The 12,594-nt window shown below is 69.8% G+C and carries 10 protein-coding genes; 6 read left to right on the forward strand and 4 right to left on the reverse strand.

From position 1 onward, the window contains the following. The first annotated feature begins 124 nt into the window (after positions 1–124). The 3 genes from LTL01_RS03955 to LTL01_RS03965 all read left to right on the forward strand — a co-directional run bounded on the left by LTL01_RS03955 (position 125) and on the right by LTL01_RS03965 (position 3,510). Entirely contained in the window at positions 125–1,453 is a 1,329-nt protein-coding gene (locus tag LTL01_RS03955) for an ABC transporter substrate-binding protein (protein WP_236967484.1), read from the forward strand. A gap of 114 nt (positions 1,454–1,567) precedes the next feature. Continuing rightward, positions 1,568–2,563: a carbohydrate ABC transporter permease gene (locus LTL01_RS03960; protein WP_053548090.1), complete on the forward strand. Its 996-nt coding sequence runs from the start codon at positions 1,568–1,570 to the stop codon at positions 2,561–2,563. Beyond that, positions 2,560–3,510: a carbohydrate ABC transporter permease gene (locus LTL01_RS03965; RefSeq protein WP_082334707.1), complete on the forward strand. Its 951-nt coding sequence runs from the start codon at positions 2,560–2,562 to the stop codon at positions 3,508–3,510. The genes LTL01_RS03960 and LTL01_RS03965 overlap by 4 nt, the downstream gene beginning before the upstream one ends. A gap of 69 nt (positions 3,511–3,579) precedes the next feature. On the opposite strand, the gene LTL01_RS03970 is transcribed toward LTL01_RS03965, so the two are convergent. Further along, positions 3,580–5,826, reverse strand: a complete 2,247-nt coding sequence (locus LTL01_RS03970) for an alpha-galactosidase (protein ID WP_236967485.1) — start codon at positions 5,824–5,826, stop codon at positions 3,580–3,582. A gap of 59 nt (positions 5,827–5,885) precedes the next feature. Here LTL01_RS03970 and LTL01_RS03975 point away from each other — a divergent pair, with 59 nt between their 5' ends. Further along, entirely contained in the window at positions 5,886–8,354 is a 2,469-nt protein-coding gene (locus tag LTL01_RS03975; protein ID WP_236967486.1) for an HAD-IC family P-type ATPase, read from the forward strand. On the opposite strand, the gene LTL01_RS03980 is transcribed toward LTL01_RS03975, so the two are convergent. From LTL01_RS03980 to LTL01_RS03990, 3 genes are read right to left on the reverse strand one after another with little or no spacing between them, the layout of a single operon-like run. Beyond that, positions 8,322–8,732, reverse strand: a complete 411-nt coding sequence (locus LTL01_RS03980; protein WP_236967487.1) for a hypothetical protein — start codon at positions 8,730–8,732, stop codon at positions 8,322–8,324. The two genes, LTL01_RS03975 and LTL01_RS03980, sit on opposite strands and share 33 nt — an antisense overlap. 49 nt (positions 8,733–8,781) lie before the next feature. Continuing rightward, on the reverse strand, positions 8,782–9,477 hold the full coding sequence (locus LTL01_RS03985; RefSeq protein ID WP_236967488.1) for a DUF305 domain-containing protein: 696 nt from the start codon (positions 9,475–9,477) through the stop codon (positions 8,782–8,784). A gap of 7 nt (positions 9,478–9,484) precedes the next feature. After that, positions 9,485–10,204 carry a thioredoxin-like domain-containing protein gene (locus tag LTL01_RS03990; protein ID WP_236967489.1) on the reverse strand — a complete coding sequence of 240 codons (720 nt, stop codon included), beginning with the start codon at positions 10,202–10,204 and terminating at the stop codon, positions 9,485–9,487. Positions 10,205–10,484: 280 nt separating this feature from the next. On the opposite strand from LTL01_RS03990, the gene LTL01_RS03995 reads away from it, so the two are divergent. Next, positions 10,485–11,846 (forward strand): multidrug effflux MFS transporter, encoded by a 1,362-nt coding sequence (locus LTL01_RS03995; protein ID WP_372461287.1) that lies wholly within the window; start codon positions 10,485–10,487, stop codon positions 11,844–11,846. 19 nt (positions 11,847–11,865) lie between these two features. Next, positions 11,866–12,591, forward strand: coding sequence for a phosphatase PAP2 family protein (locus LTL01_RS04000; RefSeq protein ID WP_236967490.1), 726 nt, complete (start codon positions 11,866–11,868; stop codon positions 12,589–12,591). The last annotated feature ends 3 nt before the right edge of the window (positions 12,592–12,594 follow it).

Raw genomic sequence — 12,594 nt, forward strand, 5'->3', positions numbered from 1 at the left:
CCGGGCCTTTACCGTTTCGTGATCCTTCATGGTTGTGCGGGCGGCGATGTTTCGTCTACCGTGTGTGGGAACGGTTCCCGACACGGGGCCGTTGCGCAGAACGTGACTCGAGGAGGAGCATCACATGGGAATGTCACAGCACCGGCGGATCCTGGTGCCGGTCGTCGGCTTGGGGGTCGTCGGCATGGCTCTGGCCGCCTGTTCGGGTGGCGGCGGAGGCGACGACGGAGGCGGCGGCGACAGCCAGACCGTCTCGATCATGGGCGCCTTCACCGATGCCCAGGCCGCCGCTTTCCAGGCCGACCTGGACGCATGGTCGGAGACCAGCGGCATCACCGTCACCTACGACGGCAACACCGACTTCCAGACCGCCGTGGTCGCCCGCGCGACCGCCGGCAACCCGCCGGACATCGCGATCTATCCGCAGCCGGGCGTGCTGAAGAGCCAGACGAACACCCTCTACCCGCTGGAGGAGCTCGGCCTGGACATCGACGCGATCACCGCCGACCAGGCCAACGGCCTCGGGCAGATCGCCCAGGTCGACGGCCAGACCTACGGCCTGCCATACTCGATCAACGTCAAGTCGCTCGTCTGGTACAACCCGGCGGCGTTCGAGGCGGCGGGGCTGGAAGTGCCCACCACCGACGCGGAGCTGACCGCTCTCCAGCAGCAGATCATCGACGAGGGCCTCGGCTACCCGTGGTGCGTCGGCCTGGAGTCGGGCGCGGGCACCGGATGGCCGGCGACGGACTGGCTCGAGGAGTACGTCCTCCGCTACGGCGGCCTCGACGAGTACAACGCCTGGATTGCGGGCGACGTGCTCTTCGACAGCCCCCTGGTCAACGAGGCCGGCGACAAGGTCGCCACCGAGCTGCTCGAGCCCGGCAAGATCAACGGCGGCGGACCCGCCGCGGCGACGACGTCCTTCCAGACCGCCGGCAACCAGCTGTTCGTCGAGGGCGTCGACAACGGTCAGTGCTTCATGATGCGTCAGGGCTCGTTCATCGCGGACTTCTTCCCCGAGGACATCAAGGCGCAGATCGCCGACGGCGACCTGTCGAACATCGACTTCTTCCAGCTGCCGTCGCCCGACGGCACCCCGACGGCGATGCTCGGCGGTGGCGACCTGGTCGGCGCCTTCACCAACAACGAGGCCACCGCCGCGGTGGTCGAGTACATCACCAGTGCCGAGTTCGGGACGAACGGATACGCCAGCCAGGCGATCTTCCTCTCGCCCCACAACGACTTCGACACGTCGTTCTACACCACGGAGTTCCAGGTCAAGGCCCAGGAGCTGCTCGCCGCATCGGAGCTGTTCGGCTTCGACGCGTCGGACCAGATGCCCGGTGAAGTCGGTGCGGGTACCGAGTGGACCGAGCTCACCAGCTGGTTCGCCGGTCAGCAGTCCATGGAGCAGGCGTTCCAGAACATCGACGCCTCCTGGCCCCGGTAATCCATCGCACCACCTCACCGAGTGATTCAGCGGGGAGCGGTGCCGGCTCTCGTCAACCGGCACCGCTCCCCGCTAGCATCTCCCTCACCCTCACAATGACGTCAGGCGGTATCGATGGCCATTCTCAGTGCTCTACTCTCCGTCGTCCTCGGACTGACGGTGTCGTTCCTGATCTTCTTCAGCCTCAACTGGCTGGTCGAACGCACGAATGACAAATGGAAGGCGCGGCTCCTGCCGTACGTCTTCCTGTTCCCCGTGATCATCCTCGTCTCGGTGTTCCTGCTCTACCCGGCGATCCGCACCTTCGTGGAGAGCTTCATGGAGCAGAGCCAGCGACGCGGCGAAGGTGCCACGTTCGTCGGACTCGACAACTACATCGACCTGTTCACGAGCTCCAGCTTCATCGGCATCCTGCTGAACAACCTGCTGTGGGTGCTCGTGGTGCCGGCAGGGGCCGTGCTCATCGGTCTGCTGGTGGCGGTGCTCACCGACAAGCTCGGCAAGAAGCGCGAGACCACCTTCAAGGCGATGATCTTCCTGCCGATGGCGATCTCGGGTGTCGCCGCCGCGGTCACGTGGCGGTTCATCTACTTCTACGCCCCTCCCGGCAACCCGCAGATCTACCTTCTGAACGCGATCTGGACCTCGGTGACCGGTCAGGACCCCGTTCCGTGGCTCACCCTCGACGCGGGGCGGCTGAACAGCTTCCTCATCATGTTCATCGCGATCTGGTTGCAGGTCGGCTTCGCGATGGTCCTGCTCTCGGCGGCGATCAAGGGCGTGCCGGAGGAGACGATCGAAGCGGGTCGCCTCGACGGTGCGGGGGAGCGGAAGCTCTTCTTCAGCGTCATCGTCCCGCAGATCCGCGGCACGATCCTGGCGGTGTTCGTCACGATCACGATCTTCGTGATGAAGATCTTCGACATCATCTACGCGATGACGGGCGGCCAGTACAACACCAGCGTCCTGGCGGTGGACTTCTACAACCAGCTGTTCAGCTTCCAGAACCCGGGTAAGGCCGCGGCGGTCGTCGTGGTCCTGATGATCGCCGTCGTGCCCCTGATCGTCTACCAAGTCCGCAGCTACAAGTCGCAGGAGGAACTCCGATGAGCGCCGCCATCCCGACCCCGGTCGTCGACGACGACGGCCGTCGCGAGGTCGTCAACGTCGAGAAGGCGTCGCGCAAGCGCGAGCGCACGGGCGACAAGAAGAAGCCCCAGGTCCTGATCACGATCATCATGGGCGTCATCGCCGTATCCTGGCTGTTCCCGCTGGTGGGGCTGGCCGTCACGAGCCTCCGCCCGCGGTCGGAGGTCGAGGCGACCGGGTGGTGGTCGGCGCTGCTGAACCCGTTCCAGACGCAGTGGACGTTCGAGCCGTTCGCCCAAGCATGGGAGGCCCTCAACGTCAGCCAGACGTTCTGGAACTCCGTCGCCGTCACCATCCCCGCCACGGTCCTGCCGATCATGGTCGCGGCGATGGCGGCGTACGGCTTCACCTTCTTCCAGTTCAAGTTCAAGGAGGTGTACTTCGCCATCGTGCTCGGCCTCATGGTCGTGCCGATCCAGCTGGCGATCATCCCGATCCTGCAGCTGTTCGTGTGGTTCGGGAACACCACCGGCATCCAGATCATCGGGCAGTATCCGGCGGCGTGGATCGTGCACTCGACCTTCGCGCTGCCGCTGGCGATCTACATCCTGCGCAACTACATGCAGACCCTCCCGGTCTCGCTGATCGAGGCGGCGCGCGTGGATGGGGCGACGCACTTCCAGATCTTCTGGCGGCTGATCGTGCCGATGTCGGTGCCGGCGCTCGCGTCGTTCGCGATCTTCCAGTTCCTGTGGGTGTGGAACGACTTCCTCGTGGCGTACATCTTCATCCAGTCCGGGCCCAACCAGGTCCTGACTCAGGGGCTGTACACGCTCCTCGGTCAGTATGGCCAGGGCTGGCAGCGCGTGGCGGCGGGTTCGTTCATCACGCTCATCGTGCCGCTGGTGATCTTCTTCGCCCTGCAGCGCTACTTCGTCCGGGGCCTCACCGCGGGCTCGGTGAAGTAACCGACCTGCACGAACACGAAGGGGCCCGGCATCCGAGCGGATGCCGGGCCCCTCCTCTTCGCGTCTGCGTCAGTCGAGGGCGTCCACGCGGTAGAGGACGACCTGGTCGGGGTGCACGCGCGGCGACGCGACACCGACGGTGTGCAGGACCTGGCCGCGGAAGACGGCCCCCGGGAACGTGACGTCCACGCGCGGCGCGTGGTCCCAGTACTCCTGGGCCGCGTGCGCCGCGGCATCGCTCGCCTCGCCCCACCACGCCGGGGCGATGAGTCCCGAGGGGAGCGTCCCGAGCAGGACCGGGGTGACCCGGTACCGACGCTCCGGGTCGAGGTCGCGCAGGCGGAGGCGCGCCGGAGGGTCGGGGTGGACGGTGTCCAGCACCGCGGCGGAGAAGATCGCGCGCGAGCGGTCGGGCGCCACGACCCCGCGGACGACGATCCGCGGGTCGGGGGTGTCGACCCGGACGACGTCGCCGGCGAGGAGGAGCGCGCGGTTTGCGGCGTAGAAGTCGATCCACCCGCGGACGGCGGCGAGATCGGCCTCCGTCGCCTCGGCAAGGTTCCACTCGATGCCGAAGTGTCCGAAGACCGCGGTGCCGCCCCGGAAGGCGAGGTCCATGTGTCGACCGGTGGTGTGCGAGCGGGGCGAGGCGATGTGCGCGCCGAGGAACTCCGGCGGGGCGAGCTGGAGCGTCCACTGCAGCATCCCCTGGCGGTCGTGGGGGTCGCTGTTGTCGGACACCCAGATCCGATCGGTGTGCTCCAGGACGCCGAGGTCGACCCGGCCGCCGCCGGAGGAGCAGGTCTCGACCTCGAGGGACGGGTGGGCCCGGCGGAGGTCGCCGAGCAGGCGGTAGAACGCCTCGGTCTGCGCGTGCACCGCAGCGTGCCCGCCGCGCGTCCGGTCGCCCGCCTCGATCAGATCGCGGTTGTGATCCCACTTGATGTAGTCGATCCGATACTCGTCGAGGATCGCGAGCATCTGGTCGCGGACGTGCGCGTACGCGCCGGGGATCCCGAGGTTCAGCACGTGCTGGAATCGGGACTCCACCGGCAGGTCGTCGCGGGCGGCCATGATCCACTCCGGATGCCGGCGGGCCAGGTCGCTGTCGAGGTTGACCATTTCGGGCTCGAACCACAGGCCGAACTGCATCCCGAGCGCGTGCACCCGGTCGATGAGCGGGTGGAGACCGTCGGGCCAGACGTCGGCGGAGACGGTCCAGTCGCCGAGCCCCGCGCGGTCGTGCCGTCGGTCGCCGAACCAGCCGTCGTCGAGCACGAAGCGCTCGACGCCGAGGTCGGCGGCTCGCTCCGCGAGGGCGATGAGCTCGTCGGCGTCGTGCCGGAAGTACACCGCCTCCCACACGTTCAGCGTGACCGGTCGGCGGCTGTCCGGCGCATCCGGTCGCGCCCGCAGGTGCGCGTGGAAACGGTGCGCGAGCGCGTCCAGCCCGGTGCCGAACGCGAAGTACACCCAGGGGGAGCGGTAGGACTCCTCCGGAGCCAGGGCGACTTCTCCGGGGAGCAGCACTTCACCGCCGCCGAGGACCTGCTCGCCGGAGAACACCCGCTCGGCGTAGTGGCGGTGGTTGCCGCTCCAGGCGGTGTGGACGGCCCACACCGCTCCGCCGGCGAAGTCGAAGCCGGGGGTTCCGGCGTGGAGGAGGAACGCGCTGTCGGCGGCGGTGCGCCCGCGCCGGTTCTCCCGGAGGTGGACGCCGTCGACGAGCGTGGACCGCTGCGGCATCCGCTCGCCGTTGTGCTGACCGGTGAAGTCGAGGAGCTCGCTCGCCTCCGCGGGGATCGGGAGGGCGATCGAGAGGTCGTCGAGGCGATAGGGGGCGTCGTGGCGATTTGCGATCTCCGCGCGGGTGCGGACGAGGCCCTGCGGGGTCAGTTCGATCTCCAGACGGAGGGCGAGGCGTCCGCTGTCGTCGACGGCATCCACCACGACGGTGCCCGCGTCCGCCGTCCGGTCGCCGCCGACCGGTGCGCCGTCGAGAGTGAGCGCGGTCGTGGCGAAGCGGGGAGACCAGCCCGGTCCGTCGAAGGAGCCGGAGACCCCCGGGCGACCCGACCAGCCCGCGTGGTGCTCGGGGAGAACCGCCAGCCGCAGCGGCGTCTCCGGCGTGTTCGACCCGATGACGGGCTCCACGGCGTCGGCGAGGACGGCGAGGTCGTCACCGTCCAGGTCGACGAGCGCCGGCCCCCAGTGGATCACCGAGGGGAGTGCGCCGTGGCGGGCGTCCAGCACGAGCGAGACGCCGGCGGTGCGGAGGTGGAGCAGGGCGTGGGGGGTGTGCGGCGAAGAGGTCACGACGATCAATTCTCCGGCATCCTCGATTCGGATGCGAGCGCATCGCCATACTGTGATGCATGGATGCCGCTCCCCCCGATGCCGTGGTCCCCGCCCGCGAACGGGCGGAGGTCGATCCCGCCGTGGGGCTCGTGGCCGCGGACGTCGCGGAGCGGATCGCGGACGGACGGACGAACGCCTTCGCCGCCGACACCAGCAGGAGCGTGGCGAACATCGTCCGCGCGAACGTGTTCACGCTGTTCAACGGCATCATCTTCGCGTGCTTCTTCGTGCTGTTCGTGCTCGGACGCTGGCAGGACGCGCTGTTCGGCCTCGCCGCGTTCGCGAACTCGATCATCGGCTGCTGGCAGGAGTTCCGCGCGAAGGCGGCGCTGGACCGCCTCGCCCTGCTGAACGCCCCGCGCGCCCGCGTCCGTCGCGACGGGCAGGACGTCGAGATCGTGCCCGCGGAGGTCGTGCAGGACGACATCCTTGTCCTGCGCGCGGGCGACCAGATCCCGGCGGACGCGGTGATCGTCCACGCGCGCGCCCTCCAGGTCGACGAGTCGATGCTGACGGGGGAGTCGGATGCCGTGGACAAGCGTCCGGGCGACGATGCGCTGTCCGGGTCGATCGTCGTGTCGGGCGAGGGCCTCGCGCAGGCGACGCGCGTCGGCGCGGATTCCTACGCCAACACCTTCGCCTCGGAGGCCAAGCGCTTCTCGCTCGTCGCCTCCGAGGTCCGCTCGTCGATCAACCGCGTCCTGAAGTGGATGAGCTGGATCATCGGCCCGGTGGGGCTGCTCGTCGTCAACGCGCAGATGGTCGCCCTCGGCGGCTGGGCATCGGCGTGGGAGTCGGGCGAATGGGTCCAGGCGGTCGTCAACGCGATCGCCGCGATCACCGCGATGATCCCGCTCGGACTCGTCCTCATCTCCTCGATCACCTTCGCGGTGGGGGCGGCGAAGCTCGCGAACCGACAGGTCCTCGTCAACGAGCTCCCTGCGGTCGAAGGACTCGCACGCGTCGACATGATCTGCCTGGACAAGACCGGCACCATCACCGCGGGCGACATCGCCTTCGACGACGGACATGTGCTCGCCGCCGTCGACGGGTACGAGGACGCCCTGGCCTGGTACGGCGCCGCGCCCGACGCCAACGCCACCGCGCGGTGCCTCGCGGACGCCTACCCGGTCCGGCGCGAGGTCGCCCCGGACGCGGTCATCCCGTTCTCCTCCGCGCGGAAGTGGAGCGCGGCGTCCTTCGCGGACGGCCCCGCGGGGACGTGGGTGCTCGGAGCCCCCGAGATGGTGTTCGGTGACGAGGCCAGCGACTCGGACACCGCGCTCGGGCAGAGCGTCGTCTCGCTCGCCTCGACCGGGCGCCGGACGCTCGTGCTCGCCCATTCCGCGCTCCTCCTCGACGACGCGGATGTCGAGGCCGAGCGCCTGGTCGGGCAACTGACCGCGGTGGCGGTGCTCACCTTCCGCGAGCAGGTGCGACCGGATGCCGCGCAGACGCTGTCCTACTTCGCCGCCCAGGGGGTCGGCATCCGGGTGATCTCGGGGGACAACCCGCGGACCGTGGCCGCGATCGCGCGCGAGGTGGGGCTGGAGGTCGCCGAGGGATACGATGCGCGTCACCTCCCGGAGGACGACGCGACGCTGTCGGAGGTGCTCGAGACCCACCAGGTCTTCGGGCGGGTGACCCCGGAGCAGAAGAAGCGGATGGTGGTGGCGCTCCAGGGACGCGGGCACGTCGTGGCGATGACCGGTGACGGGGTGAACGACGCCCTGGCGATCAAGACCGCCGACATCGGCATCGCGATGAACTCGGGCTCTGCCGCCACGAAGGCGGTCGCGCGCCTCGTCCTCCTCGACGGCCGGTTCTCGCACCTCCCCGACGTCGTGGCCGAGGGGCGGCAGGTGATCGCCAACATCGAGCGGGTCTCGATGCTCTTCCTCACCAAGACCGCCTACGCCACGACGCTCGCCCTGGCGTTCGGGATCATGATGCTGGAGTTCCCGTTCCTGCCTCGCCAGCTCTCCATCACCGACGGCCTGACGATCGGCATCCCGGCGTTCTTCCTCGCGCTCCTGCCGAATACCCAGCGCTACGTCCCCGGCTTCCTCAAACGCTCGCTGAGCTTCGCCATCCCCTCGGGACTCATCATCGCCGCCGCCCTCGTCGGGTACACCCTCGGCGCCATGGCGCTCGGCGTCCCCGAACCCGAGCTGCGCACGGGAACGACGATCATCCTCGCCGTCGTCGGAATCTGGGTGCTCACCGTGCTCTCCCGGCCCGTCACGCGCTTCAAGGCGCTCGTGATCGGCGCGATGTTCGTCGCACTGCTGATCATCTTCACCGTGCCGCTGCTGACCGCGTTCTTCCAGCTCGTGGATCCGGGCGAGGAGGCGGCGTGGCTCCTGGTCGCCGTGACGATCGCGGCGATCGGGGGGATCGAAGTGGTCCGCTTCTTCCACCGCCGGTACGTGGAGCGGGTGATCCGCGCGGCGTCAGGCGGCGTCGATCCGCGCGAAGTGGCGTGAGCCCGGCGGCGTCCAGACGAGAAGAAGCGCCGCGACCTGAAGGGCGAGCTGGATCATCGAGGACCAGTCCGACCCGTCGGTCGTGATGATGCTCAGCACGTGCAGGACGATGAGCACTCCGAAGTAGAGGGTGATCCCGATCCGCGCCAGTCGGCTTCCGCGGGCGAGGCCCGACGCGAGACCCAGCGTGAGCAGGCCGAGGAGGATGATCGCTGCCCCGAGGAGCGACACCCACAGCACCTCGGCGCTCTCGGCCTGGTAGCGGCTGAGCATGACCAGGATGCCGAGCCCGACGTTCAGGAACGCGGCGACGTAGACGATCACGACCGCGGCCGTCACAGTCGGGGGGCGCCGTCGCGCGGGGGCCTGGGTCGTCACGCCCCCACAGTAGCGGCGGAGCCGTCGCGGGGCGAGGGCGGGTGTCGGGTCACCCGCAGCCGAGGCGCTGCTGGATCGAGGCCATGGCGTCGAGCTCCGCGCTCTGCCCGCTGCGGATCGTGGCGGCCAGCTGGAGGGCACGCGGGTCGGAGCCGAGCTCGAGGAGCGCGTCGGCCATCGGGAGCGCGCCCTCGTGGTGGCGGATCATGAGGTCGAGGAAGAGGCAGTCAGCCTCCTGCCCTTCTGCGGCGCGGAGCTGCTCCAGCTGGGCGCCCGACGCCATCCCCATGAGCTCCATCGCCTCGTTCTGTCCGAGCGGCGCCGACCCTGCGGGCACGCCGTGGTCGTGTCCGGCATCCGAGGCCGACATCCACGCCATCATGTCGCCGCCGCCCTGCGGCACGCCCCACTGGACCAGCCAGTCGAACATCTCGCCGCGCTGCGCCGACTGGCCTGTGGCGATGTCGTAGGAGAGGACGCGGAGCTCGGGGTCGTCGGTCTTGCGGTAGATCTCCATCGCCATCTCGACCGCCTGCGCGTGATGCACCTGCATGTCGCGCGAGAAGCCGACCTCCGCGGAGGTCTCTCCCGGGGGGAGGGGCCCGGCGCTTCCGAACATCGAGAAGCGGCCGATCGCGAAGGCGAGTCCCGCGACGCCGAGGATCGCGAGGACGAGGACCCACCAGGGCCGTCGTGTCGCGGGGTCGGCGGCCGGGTGGTCGGCGGTCGGGATGTCGGAGGTCACGGGAGGGTCAGGACTGCTTTCCCGGGGCGTCCAGGGCGCCCGAGCACAGGGCGTTCGGCTCGGGGGCGGTGGTGCTGCGCCAGTACGAGGCGAGGAACTCGCCGATGCGCTCGTCGTCGACGCCGTCCACCGCGAGCTGGGCATCCCATGCGCTCAGGACGACGGGGGAGTCCAGGCTCTCGTAGGGCGAGAGGATCGTGTACGTCGAGGGGAGCTGCGCGCGGAGGGCGTCGACGTCCTCGGACGACAGGGCCGCGGGGTCGTAGGTGACCCACACCGCGCCGTGCTCGAGGGAGTGCACCGCGTTCTCGTTCGGCACCGGCTCGGAGTACACGCCGCAGTTCAGCCACACCGCGTTGTGGTCGCCGCCCGCCGGCGGGCTCTGGGGGTAGTCGACGGCGCCCTCGACGTGGTTGGCGGTGTTGGAGAACGTCTCCACTCCCGAGATGGCGCTGCCGTCGCCGTCGCCGCGGGGGAGGGTCGGCGCGGGCGCGGGGGAGAAGACGATCGAGGCCACGATGCCGGCGATGACGGCGACGGCGGCGACCGATCCGACCGTCCACCACACCACCTTGCCGCGACGGCGCTTGGCGAGGTCCTTCTGGTACTGCGCCAGCTTCTCCTGGCGCTTCTGCTCGCGCTGCTGCTTGACCGTGAGGTTGATCTCGGCCTGCTTGGCGGGGTTGCCGCTCTTGCGCGGCTCGGACGGCGGTGATGTCGGGGTCATGTGCTGATCTCGGCTCGGCGCCCGGGCGGGCTGGCGGACGGGGGGACGCTCCGGTCATCTTATTCGAACGCATGCGCCCCGGTCCTGGGAGCGGGCCGACAGCGCGCGGCTCCACGCGCGATTCGCGGGCGAGGAGGTTTCCGGTATCATGGCTTCTCGAATCGATTCGATGCGCCGCTTTTGGCGTCACGCGAAGCCCCGCATCCGGTTCCCTTCCCCCTGAGCGCCTGAGCCGGTACGCCGGCGCCGACGCCTCCGCCTCGTCGCCGAAACGATTGCCGTGCCCCACACCCCCTCCGTCCCCACCGCGCCGCAGACCGGCTCGCACCCCACCGCCACCCACCGGACCGGGGTGGACCGCTCCACCGGCGCCATCCGCACGCTCGGGTCGAACCCCGCCACGGCGCCGATTATGCTCCACCCGGGGGATTCGATCCCGCCGCGGCGTCGGGTGCTGTACATCATCCTGCTGGGCGCCCTCACGGCCCTCGGCCCGTTCACGATCGACCTCTACCTCCCCGCCTTCCCCGTCCTGGAGGCCGACTTCCAGACCACGGCGGCCGCGATCCAGCTGACGCTGACGGGCACGATGCTCGGCTTCGCCCTCGGTCAGCTCATCGTCGGCCCGCTGAGCGACAAGGTCGGGCGACGCGTCCCGCTCCTCGCGGTGACGGCCCTCCACGTCGTCGCGAGCGTCGCGGCGGCCGTCGCGCCGACGCTCGAGCTGCTGTCGATCACGCGCGTCTTCCAGGGGGCCGGAGCCGCCGCCGGCGGCGTCGTCGCTGCGGCGATCGTGCGCGACCTGTTCGGCGGACGTCGCCTCGTGGTGATGCTGTCGCGTCTGGCGCTCGTCTCGGGAGCCGCGCCGGTCGTCGCGCCGCTGATCGGATCGGTCCTGCTCCTGGTCATGCCGTGGCGCGGCATCTTCATCGTCCTGGCGATCTACGGTGCGGTCATGCTCCTCTCCGCGTTCTTCCTCATCCCCGAGACGCTGCCGCCGGCTCGCCGCCACGCGCAGGGCACCACGACCATCTGGCAGCGGTACCGGTCCGTCTTCAGCGACCGCGTCTTCATCGGCGTCCTGATCATCGGGGCGATGGCGTTCAGCGGCCTGTTCTCCTACCTCTCCGCCTCGCCGTTCCTCTTCCAGGGCGAGTACGCCTTCACCCCTCAGCAGTACGGCATCCTGTTCGCCGTCAACTCGGTCGGCCTCGTCGTCGGCGTCCAGATCGCATCGCGCCTGGCCGCCCGGTACGGACCGCAGTGGGTCCTGGCCTGGTCGACGGGCGCGCTGCTGGTCTCCGCGGCCCTCATCATCGTCGGCGACCAGCTCGGCCTCGGGATGTGGGGCACGATCGTGCCGCTGTTCCTGTTCATGACCTCGTGCGGGTTCACGTTCCCGTGCGCGCAGGTGCTCGCCCTCGACCGGCACGGCAAGGCCGCGGGCACCGCCCAGTCGATCATCGGCGCGGCGAACTTCGGCGTCGCCGGCGTGGTCTCCCCGCTCGTCGGCGCGCTCGCCGTCGGCACGGGCATCACCGCCACGACGATGGCCACGGTGATGGTCGGCTGCGCGGTGATCGGGGTCGTGGCGCTGTGGGCGATCGTCCAGCCCCGCCGTGTCGAGCAGCTCACTCCCTGATCCGGGGCAGAATGGCCCGATGAGCAACGGGTCGAAGGACGGCGAGGTCAACGTCGAAGCGGAACGCGTCGCCGCGCGGGCGCGCGTGAGCTGGATCATCCTCGGGGCGGTGATGGTCGCGGCGGCGGTCGGCCTCGGCGCGTGGACCTTCGCGCGCGGGAACGCGCCCTTCGCCATCGACCTGTGGTGGAACGACCTCCTCGTCGCCCTCGCCTCTCCGGTCTTCGTCGCGGTGTCCCAGGCGATGGACTTCCTCGGCGGCGGCTGGTTCGGCGTGTTCGTCGTCCCCATCGGCGGCGCGGTGGCCCTGTGGTTCTTCGGACGGCGGTGGGGGGCGGTGTTCTTCCTCGCGGCCTCGATCCTCTCCGCGGGAACGGTGCAGCTGCTCAAGCAGACCTTCGGACGTGAGCGTCCCGAGCAGATCCTCGTCGTGGCCGACTACGGATCGTTCCCGTCCGGGCACGTCGCCAACGCCGCGACGATCGCCGCCGTCGCACTCGTGCTCTTCCCCCGCCTGTGGGTCATCCTCGTCGGCGCCGCCTGGGTGCTGCTCATGGCGTTCAGCCGCACGGCCGTCCACGCGCACTGGCTGTCGGACACCCTCGCCGGCATCCTCGTCGGTGTCGGTGTCGTCCTGGTCCTCGCGGGCGCGATGGCCCGACCGCTGGCCCGGGAGATCCCGGAGGACGAGCCGGATGCCGACGCCGGCGCCGGATCCGGTGGTGCGACGGAGCGCGCTCGCTAGGCT

Source organism: Microbacterium aurantiacum, assembly GCF_021654035.1.
Classification (GTDB): Bacteria; Actinomycetota; Actinomycetes; order Actinomycetales; family Microbacteriaceae; genus Microbacterium; species Microbacterium aurantiacum.